Below are 26914 nucleotides of genomic sequence, written 5' to 3'. Positions count from 1 at the left end.
AATATATTATTTTGTTACTCTAAACCAATCGATTTCTACATTTCCAGCATCATTTATAACCCCTTGTCTTAGTGCTGTAAAACCAATTTTGGCTCCAATCCATTTGCCTTCTTTTGCAGTAAATGGTTCGCCGATGGGAGTAAAATCTTTTCCGTTTTCACTAAAATAAAAAGTGCAGATTCCTCCTTGTTTGACTTTTACCTGTAGATAAAGACTCTGATTGCTTACTGGTATTAGAGTGCTTTCTGTTTCTGTTCCTTTTTTATCAATATTTTTGGCTGTTTTTTGAGAGAGATATAATTTGCCGGCCTGCTGTTTAAAACAGAGATAGCTGTAATCCAATCCCATGATGACTAATCCCATGCTTTCACCATCAAAACGAGGGTTGAATTTAATTTTTGCGGTAGCAGTAAATTCATTCGATGGGAATTTTTGTAATAGTAAATTGGGTACTTCATAAAGTGTTGATGCTTCTTTTGGAACCGGAATGCAGTTCAGACTGTAATATCCCATGGAGGTTGGAAATCCCCAAGTTATCTGAGGATTAGCGTGCCACTGCCACTGCAGTCCTAGTTTTGGAAGATTAAATTCGTCACTGTCAGGAGGTGTTTCAATGGGAAATGATTTTTTCCCGACGTTTGGTTTTTTATAAACCATTACAGGTTCACCAATGCCGTTTTGGTCTTCGTCGATTCCAATTACAGGCCAGTCTTTTTCCCATTTCATTGGCTGTAGATGCACTACTCGGCCATAAACAAATTGATCCTGAAAATGTATAAACCAATCTTCTCCAGTCTGCGTTTGAACCCATGCACCTTGATGAGGACCGTTTATTGCTGTTTTTCCCTGATCCATCACTTTCTTTTTTTCATAAGGGCCGAAAACACTTTTGGATCTTAAAACAGTCTGCCAGCCTGTTGCGACTCCGCCAGCAGGGGCAAAGATGTAGTAATAGCCATTGCGTTTATAAAATTTTGGTCCTTCAATTGTGGATTCATCAATATGTCCATCGATAATCACGACATCATCGTTATTAGCGATTGTCCCTTCGGGATTCATCGTGCAGACTGCTAACTGACTTTTGATGCCCGCACGGCTTCCTGCAAAGGCATAAGCGAGGTATACTTTTCCGTCTTCATCCCATAATGGAGTTGGGTCAATAAGTCCTTTGCCTTCTTTTACCATAATAGGTTCGCTCCAAGGGCCTTCGGCTTTTTTTGCTTTTATCTGATAAATTCCATAATCAGGATCTGGGTAATAAATGTAAAATTCATTGTTGTGGAATCTGATACACGGAGCCCAAACACCATTTCCGTGCTGGACTTTATTAAAGACTTCTAAAGGTTTTTGTCTGGAAAGTGCATAACCAATTAATTTCCAGTTTACCAAATCTTTGGAGTGGAGTATAGGCAAGCCAGGAATACAATTAAAAGAGGAAGCTGTCATATAAAAATCATCTCCAACCCGGATAGCGTCCGGATCAGAATAATCAGCGTACAGAATTGGGTTTTTATAAGTGCCATCGCCCTTGTCAGATATCCAGACTTTTGAATATTGTCTTTCATTCTTTTCTTGTCCCATTGCATTTGGAATGCCTGTAACGGAAATAAATAGCAATAAGAATTTTGTGAATTTCATGGAAAGAAGTTGTTGGTTGTCGGTTGTTAGTTGTCGGTTAACTGACAACCGACAACCACCAACTATTTTTTATCTATTTAATTCTAAGGCAGCTAGAATGAATGGTCCGGTAGCTTTGGGATCATTGTCTTTTTTTCTTTCATTAATATAGTATTCATACGATCCATCTCTATATGGATTACCTCCTAAGCCGGCAACTTGACAGGCCTGTGTCAAAGTAATTCCGCCGTCAGCATCTGTTTTTATTAATTGTTTGGTCAAACCATCAAATGCTTTGTTGGCCAGTTTTTTATATTTTGCAGGCAGATATCCTTTGTTTACTCCTTTTGCAAAAGCATAAGCAAACATTGAAGAGCCTGAAGCTTCTAGATAATTTCCTTTCTCTGCGCCTTTGTCTGTAACCTGATACCACAAACCTGATTTTTCATCTTGAAATTTGGCTAGACTAGCTGCAACATTATTTAAATATCCGACTATTTCTTTTTGTTTTGGATGGTCTTTTGGAAAATAATCTAAGGCATCAACCAATGCCATTACATACCAGCCTAAGGCTCTTGACCAGAAATTAGGCGAATTTCCAGTTTCTTTATTTGCCCAAGGCATTTGTTTGCTTTCGTCCCAAGCATGATATAATAGTCCTGTTTTTGGATCAGTTGCATGCAGTTGAATCAGTTCAAACTGCTTTGCTACATCATCAAGGCTTTTTCCATTTTCGAAAGTAACAGTATATTGAGCATAGAATGGTTCTCCCATGTACAATCCGTCCAGCCACATTTGGTTTGGATAGATTTTTTTATGCCAAAAACCGCCGCTTTGCGTTCTTGGCTGTTCCTCAATCTGTTTACGCAACAATTGCATTGCTTTCAAATATTTTTCTTCTTTTGAGTCAGCGTAAACATTAAAAAGTAATCGTCCTGCCACAACCATGTCAATGTTGTATTTTTCTAATTCATAAGTTTTAATAGTACCGTCATTTTGGACAAAATTATCGACATAGCTTTTTATATAAGTTAAATATCTAGGATCAGGATTTTTTTTATTTAATTCTTGAATTGCATACAAAACTAAACCGTGTACATAATCCCATTTTGGCTCTTTTGAATCGTCAATCATATAACTTTCAGGATGGCGTTTCATTATTGTTAAAGCCATTTTCTCTGACCATTTCGAGTCTTTTGAAATTGTTATTTGTGCCTGTTCAGTATTGCTTTTGGCTGGTTCCTGAGCTGTAGTTTTACAGCTGAGAAATGTAAATGAGATAAAAAGCGTTACAGCTTTAAAAGCCTTAGTTTTTCTGTTTATCATGATATTTTATTTTTTGTTTTCTAAATTTTTGCCTTTTGGATTGTTTTTTGATGAAAAACTTCCAGTGAAAAGATATTTCTACCTAACCTATATTTTATTTTTCTTGTTTAAAACAGCTAGTTTTTCATCTAAGTATTTTATAAACTCTTCTTTGTTTTTGATACCGTCTTTTTCCTGTTCCCAAGCTGCCAAAAAGTAAAATGAAGTTGGCTTTGCGGTAGGTCTAAAAACTAAAAGATAATCTAACGGAGTGTCTTCAATATTTTCAATAGTACTGATTTCATAAAAAACAGCCATTCCCAATTGATCAGGAATCAATGATTGCACGCCATAAGTCGCTATATAAGCCCACTTTTTATTTTGACTCTCTTTTTTTAATAATTCGGTGTTTTTTTGTTTAACAATTCCTGTGCAGATTCCTTTAATTTCTTTAGATGCCTGAAAGGTATGTTTGGTGTAGCGCTGGTCAGGAGTAATAATTAAATCTGATGTAAAATCAATTTTGTCAGAAGCTGTTTTCCAGCCGTAGTAGTTCACTTTTACAGCAGAATGTTTGGCTTGGTTTTCGACACTGGCAAAAGTTGAATCCACTTCATGAAAATGTAGTTTTTCACCATTCAAATAACGATTGATGGAACCAATTCCGATTCCTTTTCCAGAATTTAAAATATCGCAGCCCCAATCCTGCATTTCATGATAAGATGGAGAATTATCTTGTCCTACTTGCGGTAGAGTAATAGCTTCGGTTTTTTTTCCAAAAATGTCAATTGCATTGCGCCAGTCTAAGTATAAACGGTAAGCAATTTTGTTACTTTCCCAGCCTGGACCTTCATATCGTATGTCGAACGAATGATCGGTATGTTCTTTGGCAACTTTTAGTTTATTGACGTTTTTATAAGTTCCTCCAATGTATTTTCTGTTTTCCCATCTTCCGTCATTTTTCACCGAAATTTCGGCATATGTTTTTTCATTTGATGAAGCTGTGCTTTTATTCTGAGCATTGGCGTAAGTAAGACCCATTACTAATAATGCGGTAATTTTATAAACTGTTTTCATTGAGCTGAGTTATGATGTAGTTATTAATTAATTTTAAATATTTTGTTTAAAAACTGTACTGTTGTATCTACCGTTTCGTCAAACCAAGGATTTAAAAACCAAAACGAATGTGGTGAGTTTTCAAATGTTTTGACTTCGTTATAAATTTTATATTGGTTTAATATAACAATCATATTGTCTCTTCCTGCATGAAACCGTTTTTTACTGCTGTTAATAAATAGGGTAGGCGGTGTGTTCTTATCAGTATGTGTTAATGCAGATGCCTGCTGCCAAACTTCTGGTTTTTCCTGATAATTGCCTCCCAGCCATAATTCTGCTACAGTTCCTTCCTCTGATTCGGGATGTTTAAAAGCTAAGATACCGTCTATATCTACGATTGCCTGCACATTCGAAGTTATTTTTTGGTTGGTATCATTGTTTTCAAAAGTGCTATTGTTATTTGTTGCTCCTATTAAAGCCGCCATCTGTCCTCCCGAAGAGCAACCTAATATAGCAATTTTAGTACTATCTGCGTTGAACTGCTTAGCATTTATTTTGATAAACTGAATAGCTTTTTTTGCATCAAAAATACTTGCGGGATATTTTGCTTCTTGAGATAATCGATATTCTATTGTAAAACACGAAAATCCTTTAGAAGCCATTTCTTGCGCAAAAGTCTCCATTTGAGATTTATTTCCAGATTTCCAGCCTCCTCCGTGAAGAATTACAATAACTGGATTTTTCTGATTTGTATAATATGCATCTAAGTGAAGTTTTCTGTCATTTATTTTACAATAAACTATTTCTTTTTTTTCCAATACATTAGGATGACGTTTGCTCTGCGCTATACTTGTGAATGGGTAATTTTTTATTTCTTTATTGTAAACACTTTTTGGAGTATAAGTTGTGTCTGCATTATAGTTAGTTTGAGCTTGAACAGCAATTGAAGATAGAAATAATATTAATAGTAATTTTTTCATATTTATTATTGCAAAACCTTCATAATTTAAAATAGGAGTTTGATTTTTATGTCAAACTCCTATTATTACTAACTTATAAATAATAAAACTAACTCAAATGACTAATATGCAGGATTTTGAGGAAAATTTTTGTTTCTATTCAAATCTAAAGCAGATTGCGGAATTGGTCTTAGAATTTTCTTACTGCCATTTTTGCCTTCAAAAGCACTTGAATTAGTTATTTTTGGGTTGTACAGAACTGTTCTTTCTATCAAAGTTCCAGTACGTTTTAAGTCAAACCAGCGGTGGTACTCTCCTAATAATTCTCTCCCTCTCTCATCTAATATTGTGTTAATATTAATTGTCGTAAGTACTGGTATTACACCAGTTGTTCCACCTCCAGCTCTTCTTCTTACTTCATTCAAGTAAGTCAGAGCAGTTGCGGAATTACCAGCCTTGAAGTAAGCTTCGGCAGCCACTAAATAGGTTTCTCCTAGTCTTGCAATAATAAAATCACGAGTACTGCTTCTGTTTGAAGCTGGAGTAACAGGAGTTGAGTTGTAATTAGCACTCGAAGCACCGCTGTAAGGCGAAGCTGGATCATCAAATTTGCGGACACAAATAAGTTGGAAATCAGATGATGCTGTAACTGCAGATGAGTAAGAGCCCCATGGATGATATCCAGGAGGTAATGTCGCAGGAGCTTTAATTGCACCTAAATCAGGATGAGAAGCAATATACGTATCTCTTTCTGTAAGGGTGTACCATGCTGGCTCATAAAAATGATTTATTTTTAATTTTGTTCTATCAGCTGCAGTATAATATTGATAATATTCAGCAGCAATTTCAGTCATAAAAGTATTTTCCCAGCGTTTGTCTCCTTTTTCAAATAAAGACAGGGCATAAGGAGTAGGGCAAAGGGTATAACTTCTATTAGGATATTTACCAGTATTTGCTGGTCCTAAATATGCACCAAACCAGTAATTTTGAGAGTTTCCAAGTGAGGTAATACCAGCAGCATTAGAAGTTACAGAAAATTGAACTGAAAAGATAGTTTCAGGATTCATTTCATTTCCAGGTTTTACTACATTTTCAAAAGATACATTTAATGGCTGGCCTGCAATTACTGCATCTGCTAAAGTTGCAGCAGTTGTAAAATCTGAAGAAGTTCCAAAAGTTTCATACCCTTTTGTCAAATACACTTTTGCCAGTAAATTTTGAACAGCTCTTTTGTTTACTCTTCCGTTATAAGCTTCATTACCCACATCTGGAAGGGCTTCATTTAGGTCTTTTATAATTTGTGTATATACTTCTTCGGCTGAATTTCTATCAAAAGAGGTAACTGCTGTATTAATATTTTCTAATACAATTGGCACTCCTCCGTAGGTTTGAACTAATAAGAAGTAAGCATTGGCTCTCAAAAATTTAAGTTCTCCAATTCTTGCTGGTAAGCTGGTCGTTTTTTCGGTAATAGTTGAATAATAAATACCTTTATTTGCTTGCTGAATTGCAGAAAAGCAAGACCTATACAACTGATCAACCCCATAAGATCCTGAGGTAAGACTTGTATATGTACTTAATCCACGATCTGATGGTTCTTGATTTCTTCCATCCGAGTACATATCTGTACCTGATTCAAATAAATATGGATCAGCACCATATATTTCTTTTAGTGCGGCATAATTTACATTGACTAATGATTCAAAACCAGGTGCAGTTATGTAATATTCTTCTGCTGAGCCGTAGGAACGATTATCTTCTTCAATATAGTTTGAACAAGAACTTAGTGCCGTTGCTAGTATCCCTATAAATACGATTATTTTTTTCATTTTTTATAATTTTATAATTTTAAACTCAATCCCATTTGAATTGTCATTGTTGATACGCGATTAATTCCTAAAGAAGCAGTAGCCCATTCAGGATCATAACCTTCATAATCTGTAAACACAAACGGATTCAAAACATTTGCATATATACGCAAGCTTTTAATTTTTAGTTTTTTAAGCAAGTCATCATCTAAACTATAACCCACTGCTATATTTTGAATTTTAACAAATGAGGCATCTTTATAGAAGCTGGCATTACTAGTGTAAAGAGGTCCTACGCCTATAGCTCCTCCCAATGGATTTGTATTTGAATATTGGGCAGGAATACCAGCTCCATTAGCAGGGACATAGAAATCAGCAACATCCAGTTTGGAACGACCTCTATCAGCCATATCAGCAAAATTGTCATGAAAACTACTAAATACGGTCATTCCCTGATTAGTAATCAAAGATAATGATAAGTCAAATTGTTTTACTTTTAATGAAGTGGAAAAACTTCCAGACCATTTAGGGTCATAGTTCCCTATAACTTTTCGGTCATTTGTCGGGTCAATTTTACCATCACCGTTTAAATCTTTTACTTTCATTTGACCTGCTTGTTGTCCAAACGGATATTTAATTTTACCATCCAGTGGGTCTAATACTCCTTCACTTTCTTGTATTACTCCATCAAAAACGTAGTTGTAATACGAATGAAGGTTTTCTCCAATAAATAGATTATTTCCAATATCACTTACTTTGTCTTGACCGTAAATAGAAACTAATTCATTCATGTTTTTAGTGAAGGTAAAGCTCGTTTCCCAGGTTACATTTTTAGTTTGAATATTTTTTGTAGTCAAAGCAACTTCAATTCCTTTATTGCTAACTGATCCAACATTAGAATTGATTGTTGGAACTCCATTTTCTAGTGGCAATGCTTGTTGAAATAATAAATCTTCAGATAATCTATCGTACACATCCACACTACCAGAGATTCTGTTATTAATAAATCCATAATCCAGACCAAAATTCACCTCTCTAGTTTTTTCCCAGCCTAAATCTTTATTTCCTAGGTTGAGAGAAGAATAACCATTTGCTATAGTTCCATTAAAATCATAATAAGTTGGTGCTGTCAAAAGACTAAAACTAGAGTAAGCTGGTATATTGTCATTTCCTGTATAACCTATGCTTGCTCTTAACTTAAGATTAGAAACAAAAGTTAGATTTGTCATGAAATTTTCATTATGAATATTCCATCCTAAAGCTACTGAAGGGAAAGATGTCCATTTGTTTCCTTCTGCCAAAACAGAAGATCCATCAGCTCTTACAGAAGCAGTTAATAAATAACGTCCTTTGTAAGCATAATTGAAACGCGCAGCGTATGATTCTAGAGTGTTTTTAGTATATGGAAAAAATACTCCTGAAGGAATTAATGAAGGATAATTTCCATTTGCTGGGGATAAAGTGTAGGTAGACTGAACTCCTGAGCCAAGGTTGTAAAATCCTGTTTCAAAAGGATTTAGTCTAGAAGCTGAGAAATAAGTTTCTGTGGCATTAGAATATAAACTCATCAATCCTAAAAAGCTGAAAACATGATCTTCTTTTAAAGTGTAGTTGATGTTAAATTGATTATCCCAAGTATAATTAAAGTTAGTCATATTAGTTACATCACCAGATGCTAAATTACCGTTTTTACTTCCGAAGTCAGTTTGAGCACCTAAAGATCTGCCTTCTCTAGCACTTGTATAGCCTGCAGATAAAGTTGACTTGAACGAAAGCCATTTAGTAGCATTGTATTCTGCAAAAGCACTTGTTATAGATGTCCATCTGCTTATCTCATCACTCGAATTAGCAATTTCCAAGAACGGATTGTAAGATCCAGTTTTGTTAATTGCATCTATACCATTTGGATATTTTAGTGTACCTGGCTGTGGTGTATATGTACCTATTATTTCATTGCCCACATCATCAATTGCCCAAGGTGATGTAAATGGATTTTGTCTGAAAGCTTCTGTCATAGCAGTAGCACTACCTAATTGATCTACACTTTTAGACAAGGTAAGGTTTATTCCAAATGAGATTTTATCATTTACTTTGTGATTCAATCCTGCTTTGAAACTGTATTTCTCAATACTTTCATTGTCTATTACTCCAGTTTCTTTTTGAGCTCCAAGACCTATATTGTATGCTAATCCGTTATCTGATCGTCCTGAAACGTTTAAATAATTATTTTGAGTCATCCCGCTTCTTAGAACATTATCGCGCCAATCATAAGATTGATTTCTTGCTACTCTTTCGTACAAAAGAGGATTTTTTCCTTGTACCCCAACAAGATTAGTTAACTCAGCTGGGGTAGTATCCATATGAGTTGGATTTGCTGTTGAAATGTTATTTGCCAAATATGCTGATTGATGATAGTACCACCACTTTTCAGGACTCATCATTTTTGGTAATCGCACTGCTTCTTTATTACCATAAGAGGTATCAAAAGAAACGGTTAAACCAGATTTAGCCGATGCGCCACTTTTAGTAGTAACAATAATAACACCGCTTCCTCCTCTAGAACCATAGATTGCTGCAGAAGAAGCATCTTTTAAGACGTCCATTCTGGCAATATCTTGTGGGTTTAAAAAGTCTATATTATCTGTTGGTACTCCATCAACAACGAATAACGGTTTAGAACCATCTTTGTTAATAGAGTTACTACCTCTAATGACAACATTAAAACCATCACCAATACGTCCTGAATTTGAAGTAACCTGAACTCCAGCAATACTTCCCTGAATAGCATCCATAGGGTTGGTAACATTTCTCTCTGTGATTTTTGCAGAAGATAAAGTATTTACTGCTCCTGTAACATCAGATTTTTTAGTTGTTCCATACCCAACAACAACTACTTCTTTTAAGGTTTGTTCTTCAGATTTTAATTTAATTTCTAATGAAGTTCTTCCTGCAACAGAAACAGTTTGTGTTTGAAAACTTATAAAACTTACAACTAATACAGCATTATCTGTAGTTAATTTTAAATTGAATTTACCATCGAAATCAGTACTGGCTGAGTTAGAAGTTCCTTTTTCAACTATATTAACTCCTGGCATAGATAGTCCAGCATCGTCTTTTATAATACCGCTGATCGTAGTGTTTTTTTGAGCCGCCATCTCATTGGACATGAGAAGCCCCAGTAAAATGGCTAAGACATAGCAAAAGCTTATACCATTTTTTAATTGTTCTCTTATTTTCATAAAAATAATTGTTTGGTTGTTTATAAATAGTTAATTGTTGGTTTTTATATTTAATCTTTTACTAATTTTCCATTAATGAATGTGTTTACGAATTTTAGGTTATTTACATTTTCAATCGAATAGGTTTCTTTGACATTCTCTATAGTCACGTTTTTGAAGGTGATATTTTTGATCGGTGATTCTTTATACCCTTTTGCTAGAATGCTGTATTTTCCACCATTTTTTACCGTTACATTTTCCAGATAAATATTTTCAATTCTAGGAATAAATGTTCCATCTTGGTTACCGTGAACATTATAAAACATGTCTGCTTTTAATACGGCTTCTTTGACTTGGCCTATTTCTAAATTTCGGACATAAAAGTTTTCTATTAAACCGCCTCTTTTAGAATTTGTTTTTAGTCTAATGGCAATATCAAGATTTGGGCTGTTCATTTTGCAGTTTTCTACATAAACATTGCTTACGCCTCCTGATATTTCACTTCCTATAGTCACTCCACCATGGCCATCATACATGGTGCAGTTTTGTACAATAATATTTTCGCTTTTCATGGCTACTCTTCTTCCGTCTGCATCACGGCCAGATTTTATAGCAATGCAATCATCGCCAGTATTGAATGTGCAGTTTTTGATAATAACATTTTTTGAATATTCAGGATCGCAGCCGTCGTTATTCGGGCCATGACTATTAATGGTTACTCCGTCTACGATTACGTTCTCTGATTTTATAGGATGAATGACCCAAAAAGGGGCATTTATTATAGTAACGTTTTGGATCAGTACATTTTTGCATTCGAAAAATTCTACAAAATTTGGTCTCAAATAATGACCTTCTCCGAAAATTCTTTCTGAAACTGGAATGCCATTTTCAGCCATTTCAACTAATCGCAATCGATTGAGTGGATCAACCTGAGAAGGAGTTCCTTTTATCCATCCATATTCTTCTTTATTGCTCCAGGCCCACCAGTTTTCATTGCCTGCCTGACCGTTTAATGTTCCTTCGCCTGTTACAGCAATATTGGTTTTATTATTGGCATAAATTAAAGGGGAATAATTCATGTATTCTGTGCCTTCAAATGATGTGTGAACCAGAGGATAATAATCTTTTGGGTTTGTACTAAAAAGAATTTCAGCATCTTTATCTAAATGAAAATTTACATTGTCTTCTAAATGTATGGCGTGAGATTCAAATTTTCCTTTTGGTACCAAAACCGTTCCGCCTCCATTTTTACTGCACTCCTTAATTGCTTTTGTTATTGCGGCAGTGTTATCGTATGCAGTATTTGATTGAGCACCATAGTCTACTATATTATATGTTTTATTTGGGAACTTTGGATATTTAATTGATTTGATAATGGACTGCATTTTTTTCCATTGTTCTTTGGATGAATTATTTTCTTGGGAAAAAACGGAAACCCCCATCGCTAAGAAACAAACAAAAGAAATAATCGTTCTGCTAGTTATTTTTTTCAAAATTGTATACGTTTTGAATAATTTCATTGTGCTATATTTTGAATGTGTAATTGTAATTATGTAATCGATTGCACAAACCTACGCATAATTTTTATATAAACAAAAAAAAGAGGATTAAAAAACTATAAATAAAATTAAAAGCTAATATTTTTGCGATATTGTTTATTTTATCTTTAATTTTGTGAATTTATTAAGTTTTATGAGTTGCTTTTAAATGAAATATTATCGAATAAATTAATTTTTATGCAATCGATAACATTAATAAAATTTAATTGAATTTTTTATTTATTTTTACCAATAAAATTATACCTCAAATTCCAGAATGGATCAAAAAACGACTATTTACGATATTGCCAAAGCACTTGATATTACGGCAGCTACCGTTTCAAGAGCTTTAAATAACAATCCAAAGATTAGTGAAGTTACTCGAAAACTAGTTTTGGAGACGGCTGCTAAAATGAATTACAAGCAGAATAGATTAGCGCAATCCTTGCGTTCTGGGAAAAGTAACAACGTGGGAGTTATTGTGCCGCGTATTGATAGTAACTTTTTTGCTTCTGTAATCAGAGGAATTGAAGAAGAACTTCGTCCAGAAGGATACCATGTTATTATCTGTCAGACAAATGAAGACGAAATGAGGCAGATTGAGAATATCAGCACTTTATTGAATGCACAAGTTGATGGAATTTTGATGTCTATTTCAAATGTATCTGAAGAAAATGATCATGTAATACAAAATGTAGTGGACAAAAACGTTCCATTAATCTTTTTTGATAGAAAGAAAAAAATGGATGGGGTAAGTTCTGTTACAATTAATGACTTGGAAGGCGGTTATTTAGCAACAAAAAATCTGATTGAACAAGGATGCAAGCGAATTGCTCACTTAACAGGAGATCAGTCGCTGGAAATATATGACAACAGAAACAAAGGGTACCAAAAAGCATTATTAGACAGCGGTTTACCATTCAATCCGGACTATGTTTTTCAAGTAAAAAGTAATGTCGATGCAGGAAGACAGGCGGTGGACCGATTATTGAGTTTAAATCCTCCGCCAGACGGAATTTTTTCATCAAGTGATTTTGCCGCATTAGGAGCCATTCAGGAATTGAAAGAAAGAGGAGTACGAATTCCTGAAGAATTTTGTGTTTTTGGTTTTGGGAATGAGCCTTTTACACGCTTTATGGAATTGTCAATTTCGTCTGTAGATCAATCACCATTAGAAATGGGAAGAATGACTGCTAAGGTCTTTCTAGAACAGATAAATAATACTGATAAAATAAAAATTGAAAAGAAAGTGGTTTTGAACCCTGAATTACACATCCGAAAATCTTCTTCTAGAAATTTATCTTCTTAGTAACATTGTAAAATATTTTGGTAATAGTATTATCATATCTAACCTTTTGAAATCCTATTATTTAAATGATGGGATATAAAATAAAAAACTCGCTGATAACGGCGAGTTTTTTTATGCTTTAAGTTTTCTTTTCCTTTATTTTCAGAATGAACTGCTCCACATAAGAATCATAATTTGTGCAGTATTTAGAAATATTATTTTAAATAGGATACCAATTTTTCAAACGTATTTATTTCTTTTTCTTTCGCACATGCCGAGATTATTGTAGTTTCTATACGATTGGCTGGCTTAGATACTAATAAATATTGTGTCCCGTCGTCTATATTTTTCACATAATCTTTAGGATTGTATTTGATTGCAGCGCCAATTTCGATATTCTCAGCTGCCACATCTTCAGGATGCATTCCCCATACTGCTATATAATTTGCCCCTTTGTCGGATTTAAAATCTTTAAAATAATTAACACCCGTAACAAACTGCACTTTGCATTTACTTAAACAGACAGCTTCTACTGTTGCCTCTCTTTTTCCTGAAAATACGGTAACGCGAACAAGAATATCTACCTTTTTTCCTTTGTATGGTACTCCTTTAGAAATCATCTCCATATAGGAAGTTGTGTCTGTTTTTCCAACACGTGCCAGACGGTTGGTAACAGGATTCAATGGGATTAATTTTTCACCATCCCAAAGTTTTACGCCTCCAAGACCAACAGTGTTAGCAACTTTATAATAGTCCGCGCCCCATCCTTGTTTTTGCTGTTCAGCAGTTGGGTACCAATTTGCTTTTCGTAACTCTAGTCCCGGATTTACTTTTGAATAAACATCTATTGCGGCTTTTTCGCTAAAATAAATTCGCAGTGCCATCCATTCATTTTCAACAGCTGGTCCATGATGGCCTATTGTTTTGTATAAATCTCCAGATTCTGAACCGATATCGGTAAGATAAGTAATCTTGTCCGACTTCATATACAAACTTGTATCTGTTTTGTTTTGGCCATAATTAAGACCGCAAAGCAGTAAAAATGCGACAAATGTTATTCTCATAATTATATTTTTATTTATTAATAACAAATTTTAATACTTAAACTAAGTAAAAAAAGCGGTTAGAAATTAATCTAACAGCTTTTAATTAAACAAAATAATAATCTAAAAACTTTCTTTGATGTTATAATGAAACTCCTCTTTTCCAAGGAATAAAATCATTTTGATTTAAAATTGCTGCTTTGGTTTTTATAGTACCGCTTGCAACATCAATGATAAATTCCAGCATTTCATCGGCCATTTCATCGATAGATTTTTCACCTGTGATAATGCCACCCGTATCGATGTCAATGATATCAGACATTTTTCTGGCAAGTTCAGAATTGGAAGATACTTTTACAACAGGTGCAATTGGGTTTCCCGTTGGAGTTCCTAAACCAGTAGTAAACAGTACCATATTTGCTCCTGAACCTACCATTGCTGTAGTACATTCTACATCATTTCCTGGAGTGCAAAGAAGATTTAGACCAGGTTTTGAAATGTATTCACCGTAATCCGAAACACCGACAATAGGGGAGGTGCCTCCTTTTTTTGCTGCTCCTGCAGATTTCATTGCATCGGTAATTAATCCGTCTTTGATGTTTCCTGGTGAAGGATTCATGTCAAATCCTGAACCAGCATCAACCACGGTTTTTTCATACCATTTCATTAATTCTAAGAAACGTTTTCCGTCAGCATCATCATTGCATCGGTTTACTAATTCCTGCTCAACACCGCATAATTCTGGAAATTCTGAAAGAATAGTTGTTCCTCCCAATGCCGTAAGCAAATCCGAAGTTACTCCTAATGTTGGGTTGGCAGAAATCCCAGAGAATCCGTCAGAACCGCCACATTCCAAACCAATTTTTAATTTTGATAATGGTGCTGGTGTTCTTTCTATTTTATTAGCTTCCTTTATAGCTTCAAAAGTATCTTTTACCACACTGCTCATCATTGCTTCAATGGTGCCAATGGACTGCTGATCGTAAATTAAAACCGGTTTTTTGCTGTTTGGATTGATAGCATTCATTGCCTCTTGAAAAATAGAGATCTGTAGGTTTTGACAGCCTAAACTCAATACTGTAGCTCCTGCAACGTTTGGATTGTTTACATAACCAGCCAAAAGTTTCGCTAAACTATGTGAATCCTGACGGATGCCTCCACAGCCTCCTTGATGCGTGATAAACTTTACTTCAATATTTTTGAATAAATCATTTTCAGCTGTTTTTGTAACTGTTTCATTCGAACCATTTTCTGAATTGATAAGTGAACGCAATAACAATTGATAGTCATTTTCTTTAGGCTTCATCAATTCTTTCTCGAAAATATCTTTTAGAATTTCGATGTTTCTGTTTTCACAAAAAACCAAGGGGAAAAACAGCCATACATTCTCGGTTCCAACCTGCCCGTCTTCTCGTTGATATCCCATAAAAGTTCGGTTTTTCCATTTATCGACATTTGGAACAGTCCAGCCGATAGTTTCAGTTTTTCCAGATACTTTGGCACTTTCATGTTTCACGTTTTCGGTGGACAGAAGCCCGCCTTTTTCAATTCTTGCACTTGCTTTACCTACCAAAACTCCATACATAATAATTGGCTGCCCAGCTTCGAAAGTATGCAGTGCAATTTTATGCTTCATTTTCACATCAGTTTCGATGGTGATTGCCTCTCCTTCAAAAGAAATGGTCTCACCAGCAGTAAGATTTACTAATGCAACCGCAACATTATCTGTAGGGTTTACTTTTATTAATTTCTTTTGCATCTTCATTAATTATAAAATTTATACTGACTTTTATTTTTTTTGGGCGTGACCACAAGGGTCAGGCTATCTGTTCCCGCTTTTTTATATAAGGCAGAAAAAGCCTTATATAAAAAGAGCTTTACTGCTATCCTTCACACGTGCATTTCACAAGCAGCAGCTGTTTTAATTACAGCGTTACAGATTCAAAAGATTTCAAATAATTTTTAAAACCTTCTTCAATTCCGTTATCATTTATTTCATTTATTGCTAATACAATTGCCTCAGACAAACCTTTAACAGCTGTTAAGTCTTCATCCCAAAATTCTGTATTAGAGAGTGTCTGTTGAACTGCTTTTGCAGTATCATTAGACCAGATAGCTTTAAATTCATCTGTGATTTCTTTGCTATCGTCGACTGGAAGAGCATTTCCGTTCCAAGTTCCTTGATAAAAACGAATCAGGCAGGCAAAAGAAAAAGTAAGGTTTGCAGGTACTTTTCCAAATTTTGAAATGTATCCCAAAATGCTTGGCAATACTCTTACCTTAAATTTTGAAATCGAATTCAAAGCAATGCTTGAAAGATTATGTTTGATAAATGGGTTTCTGAAACGATCCAGAACATCTTCGGCAAAAAGATCCAGTTCTTTTTTATCCATATCAATTGTTTCATTAATCTCGTCAAATATGGCTTTGTTGATGAAAGCTCCAGTGAAATCATTATCGACAGTTTCTTTTACGGTTTCGTTTCCGTACATCAATGAAAAGGGAACCATTGCAGTATGTGCGCCATTCAGGATTCTAACTTTTCGGGTTCTGTAAGGCTGCATATCTGCAACTATTTTTACATCTAAATTAGTTTTGTCAAATGGAAGTTTTGCTTTCAAATCTTCTCCGCCTTCAATTACCCAAAGGAAGAAAGTTTCAGCCGAAACAATTAAATTGTCGGTGTAGTCTAACTGCTTGTTGTACTCATCAATTTCCGCTCTTGGATAACCAGGTACAATTCTGTCTACAAGTGTATTATGGAAAGAGTTGCTTTCATTAATCCAAGTAATAAAATTATCTCCTAAATTCCAGTCATTGCTGTATTTAAGGATAATTTCTTTTAGAGTATCGGCATTATAATTAATTAATTCACAAGGAATAATTGCCAATCCTTTCGTTTTATTCCCGCCGAAATGTTTGAATCTTTCGTGCAAAAGAACCGTTAGTTTTGCAGGATAGGAACTTGGAGGCTGCATTTCTGGTGAATCAGTGCTTACATAAGCAATTCCAGATTCTGTTGTATTCGAAATGATAAACTGCAGTTCTTCTTCTTTGGCCAAAGCCAGATAATCATTAAAGTTAGTATACGGATTAATTCCTGATACCAGATTCGTGATTAGTTTTTTCTCCTGAACTTCCTGACCTTTTGATAAACCTTTCATAAACAAGGTGTACAGCCCTTCCTGATCATTCAGCATGTTCACCATTCCGTTTTCTATAGGCTGTACCACTGCGATTCCGGCATTAAAATCTACAGTATCGTTCAGTTCTTGAAATGCGTGATCTATAAAAGCTCTTAGGAAATTCCCTTCTCCAAATTGAATTACTTTAACAGGCTGTAATTTCTCTAAGTTTAAATTTTTTCTATTTAAATTTTTCATTTTTTCCTTTAGTATTTTGTTAGTAATAATAAGCGACTGAGGTTTTAGAATATCAGTTTTAATCCTTTAATGAGGATTGGGGATTAAATCTTCCTTTCAGTGTTCAATCGCTTATTTAGCTTTTTCTGTCAATTTCCTCGACAAATTTTGAGCATAATTAGTGCTGAGTGATGTGGTTAGCTAGACCGTAACACTCTTCTTTTTTTATGCAGAATATTGATTTTGTTTGGTTTACATCAGATTTTGCTAATGGATTTATTTTTGTCTGACTTCCTTGATGGTTGCTAATGTTTTTCGGACTTGAATTTCTAAAACATCTACATCTCTGCTTAATAATATTTCGTTGGTTATAAGCTGAGAACCAATTCCTACGCAGGTTGCTCCGGCATCAAACCAGCTTTTCAGGTTATCTTTGGCAGTTGTAACACCTCCTGTAGGCATGATGCTCGTCCAAGGGCAAGGTCCTTTTATGCCTTTTATAAATTGAGGGCCGTAGATTTCACCAGGGAATAATTTTACAATTTCGCATCCTAATTCTTCTGCTCTTGCGATTTCAGTAAGTGATCCGCAGCCTGGCGACCATAATACTTTTCGGCGGTTACAAGCGATTGCAATATCTTCTCTAAAGACAGGAGTAACAATAAAATTAGCACCTAGCTGCATATAAAGCGAAGCAGCTGCAGCATCAGTAATTGATCCTACTCCTAGAATCATTCCTGGTAATTCTTTTATCGCATATTTGTTGAGTTCTCCAAAAATCTCGAAAGCAAAATCTCCTCTGCTGGTAAATTCCATTAATCTGGCACCACCGTCATAACAGGCTTTAAGTACTTTTTTTGCTAATGATACATCAGTATGATAAAATAATGGAACTAATCCTGTTTCTTTCATTGCTGCTGCAACTTCTAACCGCGTATATTTTGCCATTTTTGTTTTTTTTTATTTAGTTGCTAAGTTTCTGAGATTCTTAGTTTCTAAGTTTTTTGTTCTGATGTTTTATTTATTTTTATTATGATTGTAAATCTTTGATTTTCAGAATATATTTATATTTTTTAAAATCATCAACTTCAATCTTAGTAACTCAGCAACTTAGTATCTTAGAAACTTCTAAAAGTTTGTCTATTTTTTATCTAGATACTAAACCAGCAGAATCACCATCTGCCATATTTTCTACTTCTTTTAATGTTGCTAAGTTGTAATCTCCAGCAATGGTATGTTTTAAACAGCAGGCTGCAACTGCAAAATTTAATGCTCTTTGGCTGTTATTCGGATATTCTAATAAACCGTAAATTAATCCTCCCATAAAGGCATCACCGCTTCCAACACGATCAATAACTGGTGTTACTTCTTTTACAGCTCCTTGATAAATTGCTTTTCCGTCAAATAATATACCGCCAATTCTTTGATGAGAAGCACTAACTGAATAGCGCAATGTTGTAGCAACTGTTTTCAAATTAAGAAGTAAATCGAATAAGGCCGTATATAAAACAGGAAGCGTTTTCTCGTCTTGGTAATTTGGATTTACTTTGGCTTTGCCTAACATAAAATAAGCTGTATCAATATCTCCTAAAATTACGTTACAGTACTGCAGTATTTCTGGCATAACTTCACATGGAGCTTTTCCATACTGCCATAACTTGGATCTGTAATTTAAGTCGCATGATATTGTTAAACCTAATTTATGAGCGACTTTGACTGCTTCCAGACAAGCCTCAGCTGCACTTTGGGATATAGCAGCTGTAATACCGCTCCAGTGAAACCAAGCAGCGTCTTTCAGTACATTTTCCCAATCTATAGTTCCTTTCTCAATAGTTGCCATAGAACTGTGCGCACGATCATAAACAACGTTGCTTCCTCGTGTTCCGGCTCCTGTTTCAAGAAAATAAATTCCCAAACGTTCACCTCCAAAAACGATGTTTTTAGATTCTACATTCATCTTTCTCATTTCTCGTAAGGCACAGGTTCCAATGTCATTATCTGGCAATCGTGTTACAAACTCAGCGTTTATACCATAATTTGCTAAAGAAACAGCAACATTAAATTCGCCACCGCCATAAGTTGCTCCAAATGATGTAGCTTGACCAAAACGTAAATTCCCTTCTGGTGAAAGGCGTAACATTATTTCTCCGAATGAAACTACTTTACTCATATTGTTTTATTGTTTTACCAGTATTTTTTTTACCATTAAGAGATTAAGGAAATAAAGTTTTGAGCTTAATGAACCTTAATGTCTTAATAGTTTATTTTTTATTTTCTTAAAACAAATCTGCCTATTCTGTCTGCTATTTTTTAAAAACTTACTGAACCTTAATGTCTTAATGGTTCAAAAATAAATTAAAATTTAAAATATTCTTTGGCATTGTTATAACTAATGTCCGAAACCATTTTACCTATCCATTCCATATCATTAGGAAGTTCTCCTCTTTTGATTTCATCACCTAAAAGATTACAAAGAATACGTCTGAAATATTCATGTCGTGGGAAAGATAAAAAGCTTCTTGAATCTGTCAGCATTCCAATAAAACAGCTGATAAGTCCCATGTTAGACAGCGCATTCAATTGTTTGGTCATTCCGTCTTTTTGATCCAAAAACCACCATCCTGAACCAAATTGTACTTTTCCTTTAACACTTCCGTCATTAAAGTTACCAATCATGGTAGCCATAACTTCGTTGTCAGCAGGATTCAGGTTATAAATGATTGTTTTTGCTAATTTATCTTTACTGTCCAAAGCATTCAAGAAACCAGATAGTTTTTGTGCCTGCGGATAATCTCCGATAGAATCCCATCCTGTATCAGGTCCAAGTATACGGTGCATACGGGCATTGTTGTTTCTCAATGCGCCTAAGTGAAGCTGCTGTACCCATCCAAATTCATGATATGTTTCAAATAAGAAGAATAATATCGCGCTTTGGAATTTCAATGCTTCTTCATTGCTCAATACTGCATTTTCTCTTTTCTTTTTGAAAATGGCATTTATTTCGCTTTCTGTATAGTTTTCAAAGTAAACCTGATCCAAACCATGATCACATAATCTGCATCCATTTTTGTCAAAATAGTCAATTCTATTTCTTAAAGCCGAACATAAATCGGAATAGGTATTGATAGTTACGCCAGCTGTTTGGCCCAATGTATCAATGTAATCATTGTAACCGTCGTTTGAAATAAGGATTGCTTTATCAGGTCTGAAAGCGGTACTTACCTTTGTAGTAAAGTCACTTTTTGCTAACTGCTGATGAAATTCTAAGTTATCAATAGGATCTTCAGTAGTACACACAAATTCTGCATTTACTTTTTTAAGCAAATTTCTTGTGCTGTATTCTGGAGAATTTATTTTTGCAGAAGCCTGCTCGTAAATTGATTCTGCGGATTTTTCGTTTAATAACTCAGTAATGTCAAAATAACGTGCTAATTCTAAGTGCGTCCAATGGTACAAAGGATTACGCATTGTATAGGGAACAGTTTTTCCCCAGTTTAGGAATTTATCTTTATCAGAACCATTTCCGGTAATGAACTGCTCATTGATTCCTAAAGTACGCATTGCGCGCCACTTGTAGTGATCTCCGTTTATCCATACATTCGTAATATTGTCAAAAATTTTATCTTCGGCAATAAACTGCGGATTTAAGTGATTGTGATAATCAATTATAGGCTGATTTTTGGAGTAATTATGATATAATTCTTCCGCAAATTTATTTTCTAGTAAAAAATTATCGTGTATGAAACTTGTACTCATTGCAATTTTATTGAAATATTACTACTCGTTTGATGGTTTTCCAATGGTAGCAAGAATTCCGCCGTCTACATAAAGAATGTGGCCGTTTACAAAATCACTTGCTTTTGAAGAAAGAAATATAGCGGCTCCTTGTAAATCCTCTGGATCTCCCCAGCGATTTGCCGGAGTTCTGCTGATGATAAATTCGTTAAACGGATGTCCGTCTACTCTAATTGGAGCAGTTTGAGTTGTTGCAAAGTATCCAGGACCGATTCCGTTTGTCTGGATATTGAATTTTGCCCACTCTGTAGCCATGCTTTTTGTCAACATTTTTAAACCTCCTTTTGCAGAAGCATAAGCACTTACAGTATCTCTTCCTAATTCGCTCATCATAGAACAGATGTTGATGATTTTTCCTCCGTTACCGCGAGCAATCATTCCTTTGGCAACTGCTTTTGACATGATAAAAGGACTGATTAGATCTACGTTAATAACTTCGGCAAAATCTTTAACTTCCATATCAATGATAGGAGTTCTTTTGATAATTCCAGCGTTATTGATCAGAATATCGATTGGACCGACTTCTGTTTCTATCTTTTTTATATTTTCAATTACAGCAGCTTCATCAGTTACATCAAATACATATCCGTAAGCGTCAATTCCTACTGATTTATATTCAGCAACAGCATTGTCTACTGTTTCTCGTGAAGAACGATCGTTTATTACAATTTTTGCACCAGCATGACCAAGTCCTTTTGCCATTGCCATTCCAAGTCCATGAACTGCGCCAGTTACTAATGCTATTTTTCCAGTTAAATCAAAAAGGTTGATTGACATATTTTTTATTTAATTGTTATTAATTATCTTAAATCGGTTATTTTGCAAACATCCATATCTCCATAATCAAGGTTTTCACCGGCCATTCCCCAAATAAAAGTATAGTTGCTTGTTCCTGAACCTGAATGTATTGACCATGGTGGCGAAATCACAGCCTGATGATTATTCATCCAGATATGTCTTGTTTCCTGCGGCTGTCCCATAAAGTGGCATACTGCTTGATTTTCTGGAATATCCAAATAGAAATAAACTTCCATTCTGCGGTCATGAACGTGAGCAGGCATAGTGTTCCAGACACTTCCAGGTCTTAATTCGGTCATTCCCATTTGTAATTGGCAGGTAGTAACAACGCTGCCAATAATCATTTGATTTACCGTGCGGTGATTAGCAGTTTCCATTGTTCCTAATTCTAGTTTGTTAGCTTCCGCCAAACTCACTTTTTTAGTCGGATAATTGGTATGAGCAGGAGCAGAGTTGATATAAAATTTTGCAGGATTTTTTGAATCCGCACTTTTAAAAATCACTTCTTTGTTACCGCTTCCAATATATAAGGCATCTTTAAAACCTAATTCATATACAGTTCCTTCAACAACTACAGAACCATTTCCTCCAACATTAATAATTCCCATTTCTCTGCGTTCTAGGAAGTAGCCTGCTTTTAATGGATCTATTGTTTCCAATGTTAGATCTTTAACCGGAACTGCTGAGCCGGCTATATATCGGTCATAATGGGAATATGTCAATGAAATTTCATTCTCCTGCATTAAATCATCAATTAAGAATTCATCTCTTAACTGCTTAGTGTCATACTGTTTTACGGCTTCTGGGCTTGAAGCATATCGTGAGCTATATTTTGTCATGGTATAAAGTTTAATGTAATCGATTGCACAAAATTATATTTTTATATTTAAATAACATAATTCAAAGTGAATTTTATTTAGCTAAAAATTATAATTCTACTTTTTTCATTTTTGGTACCAAAATATGCATGATCAGCCACGCTAATAAATAAGCAGCGCCACAAATACAAAACATGATGAAATAACCCGTTTCTATTTTGCCAATTTTGGTGTAATAAACAAACATATTTTTCTGAACCAGTAAAGTTAACAAAATTCCCCCAAGCGCCCCGAACATTCCACCGATTCCAGTCACTGAAGCAGTTGCGTTTTTTGGAAACATATCCGATACAGTTGTGAAGATATTGGCGCTCCATGCCTGATGAGCAGATACGGCAAAACCTATAACCAAAATCGCCCACCACATATTGATTGAACCCAAATACTGGGAAAACAAAACGGGCAAAACTGCAAAGGCATAAAGCAGCATACTTGTTTTACGGGCTTTGTAAGCCGGCCAGTTTTTGTTTATTAGTTTTAGCGGCAGCCATCCTCCGCCAATACTTCCAATACTTCCAATTACATAAACTAATGCGCAAGGCCAGATAATTCCGGTTGAAGTAAGTTTGTACTGTTTCATTAAGAAATCCGGCAGCCAGAATAAATAAAACCACCAAACTGGATCAGTTAATAATTTACCAATAGCAAATGCCCATGTCTGGCGAAAAGTAAGCAGCTTTAACCAAGATGCTTTCTCTGTATTTTCTTCTTCAATTACTTCCGTTTTGTCTGCAGTAATATATTCAAGTTCCGCCTGAGAAAGACGTTTTTGTTTTTGAGGCACTTCATAATATATAAACCACAAAAACAGCCATATAAAACCAATAACTCCAGTTGCAATAAAAGCCCATTGCCAGCCATAATTTTCAGCAATAAATGGAACAGATAATGGAACGATTATGGCTCCAATATTACTCCCAGAATTAAAAATTCCTGTTGCTAAAGCCCGTTCTTTCTGCGGAAACCATTCGGCAGTGGCTTTTATAGCTGCTGGAAAATTCCCAGCTTCGGTAACTCCTAAAAATACTCGTGCAATTATAAAACCTCCTGTTCCAGTTGCAAAGGCATGACCAACCGCAGCTAAACTCCACAAACCAGTTGCGATTGCATAACCTAACTTTGTGCCTAATTTGTCAATAAATCCGCCTGCCATCAGCATTCCTAAGGCGTAAGCAATTTTAAAAGCTATTTCAATATTTGCATAATCGATTACTTCCTGTTCAGGTGACCAATGAAAAGCTTCCGCTAAAAATGGTCTTAGGTAACTTATTACATTCCTGTCTAAATAATTTACTGTCGTAGCAAAAAAGACTAAGCTGCAAATCGTCCATCTGTATTTACCAATGTTTTGATTATTCATAATTCCCTAAATTTTATTTTGGTTCAGTTAATTGTAATTATTTAATGTAATCGATTACACAAAAATAGGTTTTATTTTGAGATATACAATTTATTAACTGATTTTTTTTTGATATAGAAAAAAAGAATATGTTTTTTTAAGGGAAAGCTAGAATTGACAGCTTAATAATCGATTATGTAAGATATAAAAAGTAATTATCTGCGTAACTAAAATAGAAAATCTATTTTTAGTTACGCAGATAATTAAGGCTGAAGGAATACTTAGGTAATAAATTTTGACAAAATAACTGTTTTGTCTAGTAATAGAAGAGGTCTTTCAAAAGGAATTCGCCTTTTCTTTTCTTCTCTTTTAATTTTTTTACAATTTTGAGGAAAGCTATTGCGGTAATATAAGCATCGCCCATTGCGGTATGGCGGTCTTTTTTAGAAATATCAAATTTGTCGGCAAGATCATCAAGTGCGTAATGATCTTTATATTCTAAAATATTAGATCTGATTAGTGTTTTCTTGTAGAGAAACGCCGTATCCAAAGTTTTATTGGTTAACAGCGGAAGACCATTTCGTTCTAAAGCGCGATTAATCATCGTTATATCAAATATAGTATGATGAGCGATGATGATAGAATCTCCCAAGAAAGTCAAAAACTGCTGCAACACTTCTAATTCACTGGGTTTTTCCATAACTAAATCTCTTAGAATACCATGAATCTGCACACTGCTTTTATCGTAATGTTCCTGATGAATATACATTTCAAAACTTTCAGATATTGCAATGACACCATCTTTTAAAGTTATAGCTCCTATGCAGAGCATTCTGTCATTGTCGTAGTCAAAGCCAGTGGTTTCGGTGTCTAAAACTACAAAGCGGGTGTTTTCAACACTGTGTAAAAGTGATTCATCAATTGGTTTTTTAGTTATTGTTAAAAAATCAAACAGTATGGTTTTCCATTTCTCAAAAAAGTTCTTCATTACAAAATGTTTGATGGATTAAAACGAATGGAGATAATTTCCTGTAGTTCTTTAATGGTTTTAAAAGTACTTTTTAATTTGATTTTTTCTAATTTGGTAAGATGTTCCAAAGCGATATACTGCCCAGAATCATTATGCAGCAGTCCTTGTTTGGTTCTGAATTTTAAAAGCGCTTTATAGGAATAGGCACAGGATAAGTATAATTCTCTGTTTTGAGGTTCTAATTCGGCGAGTTTTTCAAAACGTTCTGGAGTATTACTGATTGATTTTACTGAATGGGATAAAATTAATACTCTTGCAGCATCGCTTAATGGCATTAATGCTCTTCTTTTTATATCGAAGAAATCTTTGTTAGCGCCATCCTGCTCCAATAAAAATTGTCTAAAAAAACCAGTAGGAGATGGGCTTTGCAAAGCACCGCTCACCAAATGAAGATAAAAAACCGGATTAGCTTTAATATCTTCTAAAATATAATCTGAAAGTTTATTTGCAAGTTCACTGTCACCATAGGAAAGGCTGTAATCAAAAAAGATAAAGGATAGGAGGACTTCATCTTTTCCTGTATTAGTAATCCAGTGGTGAACTAGTTTTTTCCATTCTTCTAGGCTCAAACACCATTTTGGGTTGGATGCCATCATTTCAGCAGGGCAGTATTCGTATCCAATTTCAAATAGTCCTTTGTTGACATGAGCGGCCAATTCCAAGAAGTATTTTTGGGTCTTTTCTTTTAATTCTTCAGCAACATCTTCATAAACCAAAGCATTGTCCTGATCAGTCTGCAGTAATTGCTCACTTCGTCCTTGACTTCCCATTGCCAGCCAAGCAAATTTTGCAGGAGGAGGAGTAGGCATTTTTTTTAATGCAATTGCAATAACCTGCTGAATACAAACGTCATTTAATTCGGTAATGATTTTTGATGTCAGTGTTATTGGAATGTTTTGGTCTAAATAGCCTTGCAGTAACTGCATGATACTTGCCCGTATCGGTTTTATTTCTTTATATTTTTTGGCTCTTTTTACAGCTTTTATAAGGACTGCAGGGTTATTTCCTAACGATACCATTACATCATGTTTCGAAAGAATACCAACCGCTTTTGTGTTTGGCGTACCGTCTTTAGTAAGGCATATATGGCTTATGTTGCTTTTCATCATGGCCATTTGCGCTTGTGTCGTAGTCAGATTTTTAGGATACGTAATAACCGGACTTGTCATGATTACTGATGCAGCAGATGTAATTGGATATTCGCCGGTAACGATTTTATTTCGCAAATCCTTATCTGTGATAATACCAATAGGCAGTTTATCCTCAACAACAAGTATAGCGCCTACATTTTTTTTAGTCATCATTTGAGCAATTTCTTTTACAGGAGTTGCAGATGAGCAGGTTACTATTTTTTTAGAATATTTGACCGGATGAATATCTAATATTTGCGGCGTATTATCCAGCAGATCGCCAGCTAATGTTTCGCCATACAGCTTTCCTCTGTAGCTTTCAGAGTAGGGATTAGTAGTATTTGAAGCAAAACTCTGAATTAAAAAATTTCCAACATCTTTGTTCTGCAAAGCGTAAGGCCTAAAAATGTCTATTGGGATTGAATAAAGTATGGTTTCTTCATAAGCCCTAGCTTCCATTTTATAATTTTCATTAGCGATAAGAGGCCGTAATCCAAAGATATCTCCTTCATCACACATATCAATTGTATCATTTTTTACCCCTTTTCTTAGTGCAACAGCACCTTTGTGAACAACATAAAAAGAGTCGTGAGTTTCATCATTTTCAGCAAAAATCACATTGTCTTTTTCTTTATAAATAATTGAAATCTGTTCAGATAGAACTTCAATGTCATTTTGATTTAAAAATGTAAAAGGAGGGAAATTCTTTAGGAAATCGGCAACTCTATGCGAAATAGTATTTTTCATGGA

The 26914-nt window shown here is 34.8% G+C and carries 19 protein-coding genes; 1 reads left to right on the top strand and 18 read right to left on the bottom strand.

Going from position 1 to position 26914, the window contains the following annotated elements:
• Nucleotides 1–6 precede the first annotated feature (6 nt).
• The 7 genes from C8P67_RS01455 to C8P67_RS01425 all read right to left on the bottom strand — a co-directional run bounded on the left by C8P67_RS01455 (nt 7) and on the right by C8P67_RS01425 (nt 11483).
• Nucleotides 7–1638, bottom strand: a complete 1632-nt coding sequence (locus tag C8P67_RS01455; RefSeq protein WP_115809630.1) for a glycoside hydrolase family 43 protein — start codon at nt 1636–1638, stop codon at nt 7–9.
• A gap of 69 nt (nt 1639–1707) precedes the next feature.
• A complete protein-coding gene (locus C8P67_RS01450; protein WP_115809628.1) occupies nt 1708–2943 on the bottom strand; it encodes a glycoside hydrolase family 88/105 protein in 1236 nt (411 codons plus the stop codon).
• A gap of 87 nt (nt 2944–3030) precedes the next feature.
• On the bottom strand, nt 3031–3999 hold the full coding sequence (locus C8P67_RS01445) for a DUF4861 family protein (RefSeq protein ID WP_115809626.1): 969 nt from the start codon (nt 3997–3999) through the stop codon (nt 3031–3033).
• A 23-nt stretch (nt 4000–4022) separates the two neighbouring features.
• Nucleotides 4023–4958 carry an alpha/beta hydrolase gene (locus tag C8P67_RS01440; RefSeq protein WP_115809624.1) on the bottom strand — a complete coding sequence of 312 codons (936 nt, stop codon included), beginning with the start codon at nt 4956–4958 and terminating at the stop codon, nt 4023–4025.
• 101 nt (nt 4959–5059) lie between these two features.
• Nucleotides 5060–6766: a RagB/SusD family nutrient uptake outer membrane protein gene (locus C8P67_RS01435; protein WP_115809622.1), complete on the bottom strand. Its 1707-nt coding sequence runs from the start codon at nt 6764–6766 to the stop codon at nt 5060–5062.
• An 11-nt stretch (nt 6767–6777) separates the two neighbouring features.
• Nucleotides 6778–9984, bottom strand: a complete 3207-nt coding sequence (locus C8P67_RS01430; RefSeq protein WP_115809620.1) for a SusC/RagA family TonB-linked outer membrane protein — start codon at nt 9982–9984, stop codon at nt 6778–6780.
• A gap of 50 nt (nt 9985–10034) precedes the next feature.
• Nucleotides 10035–11483, bottom strand: a complete 1449-nt coding sequence (locus C8P67_RS01425) for a glycoside hydrolase family 28 protein (protein WP_115809618.1) — start codon at nt 11481–11483, stop codon at nt 10035–10037.
• A 295-nt stretch (nt 11484–11778) separates the two neighbouring features.
• On the opposite strand from C8P67_RS01425, the gene C8P67_RS01420 reads away from it, so the two are divergent.
• The gene (locus C8P67_RS01420; RefSeq protein WP_115809616.1) at nt 11779–12810 is read left to right on the top strand and encodes a LacI family DNA-binding transcriptional regulator; all 1032 of its coding nucleotides are present in this window, start codon (nt 11779–11781) and stop codon (nt 12808–12810) included.
• Between the two features lie 194 nt (nt 12811–13004).
• Here the strand turns inward: C8P67_RS01420 and C8P67_RS01415 are convergent, their stop codons facing one another.
• The 11 genes from C8P67_RS01415 to C8P67_RS01365 all read right to left on the bottom strand — a co-directional run bounded on the left by C8P67_RS01415 (nt 13005) and on the right by C8P67_RS01365 (nt 26911).
• Entirely contained in the window at nt 13005–13853 is an 849-nt protein-coding gene (locus C8P67_RS01415) for a DUF4861 family protein (RefSeq protein ID WP_115809614.1), read from the bottom strand.
• Between the two features lie 121 nt (nt 13854–13974).
• On the bottom strand, nt 13975–15591 hold the full coding sequence (locus C8P67_RS01410) for a UxaA family hydrolase (protein WP_115809612.1): 1617 nt from the start codon (nt 15589–15591) through the stop codon (nt 13975–13977).
• Nucleotides 15592–15757: 166 nt separating this feature from the next.
• Complete coding sequence (locus C8P67_RS01405) at nt 15758–17215, bottom strand: tagaturonate reductase (protein WP_115809610.1); 1458 nt, start codon at nt 17213–17215, stop codon at nt 15758–15760.
• Nucleotides 17216–17470: 255 nt separating this feature from the next.
• Nucleotides 17471–18142, bottom strand: a complete 672-nt coding sequence (locus C8P67_RS01400) for a bifunctional 4-hydroxy-2-oxoglutarate aldolase/2-dehydro-3-deoxy-phosphogluconate aldolase (protein ID WP_115809608.1) — start codon at nt 18140–18142, stop codon at nt 17471–17473.
• Between the two features lie 199 nt (nt 18143–18341).
• Nucleotides 18342–19364, bottom strand: a complete 1023-nt coding sequence (locus C8P67_RS01395) for a sugar kinase (protein WP_115809606.1) — start codon at nt 19362–19364, stop codon at nt 18342–18344.
• Nucleotides 19365–19549: 185 nt separating this feature from the next.
• Entirely contained in the window at nt 19550–20950 is a 1401-nt protein-coding gene (gene uxaC, locus C8P67_RS01390) for a glucuronate isomerase (RefSeq protein WP_115809604.1), read from the bottom strand.
• Nucleotides 20951–20971: 21 nt separating this feature from the next.
• Nucleotides 20972–21766 (bottom strand): gluconate 5-dehydrogenase, encoded by a 795-nt coding sequence (locus tag C8P67_RS01385; RefSeq protein WP_115809602.1) that lies wholly within the window; start codon nt 21764–21766, stop codon nt 20972–20974.
• Nucleotides 21767–21789: 23 nt separating this feature from the next.
• The gene (gene kduI / locus C8P67_RS01380; protein WP_115809600.1) at nt 21790–22626 is read right to left on the bottom strand and encodes a 5-dehydro-4-deoxy-D-glucuronate isomerase; all 837 of its coding nucleotides are present in this window, start codon (nt 22624–22626) and stop codon (nt 21790–21792) included.
• An 88-nt stretch (nt 22627–22714) separates the two neighbouring features.
• Nucleotides 22715–24025, bottom strand: a complete 1311-nt coding sequence (locus tag C8P67_RS01375) for an MFS transporter (RefSeq protein WP_115809598.1) — start codon at nt 24023–24025, stop codon at nt 22715–22717.
• Nucleotides 24026–24320: 295 nt separating this feature from the next.
• On the bottom strand, nt 24321–24992 hold the full coding sequence (locus C8P67_RS01370; RefSeq protein ID WP_115809596.1) for a 3'-5' exonuclease: 672 nt from the start codon (nt 24990–24992) through the stop codon (nt 24321–24323).
• On the bottom strand, nt 24992–26911 hold the full coding sequence (locus C8P67_RS01365; RefSeq protein ID WP_115809594.1) for a DUF294 nucleotidyltransferase-like domain-containing protein: 1920 nt from the start codon (nt 26909–26911) through the stop codon (nt 24992–24994). Before C8P67_RS01365 ends, C8P67_RS01370 begins: the two co-directional genes overlap by 1 nt.
• Between the last annotated feature and the right edge of the window lie 3 nt (nt 26912–26914).

Source organism: Flavobacterium aquicola (genome assembly GCF_003385115.1).
GTDB lineage: Bacteria > Bacteroidota > Bacteroidia > Flavobacteriales > Flavobacteriaceae > Flavobacterium > Flavobacterium aquicola.
The sequence above is the reverse complement of the archived record's forward strand: the minus strand, read 5'-3'. Positions and strand labels throughout refer to the sequence as shown.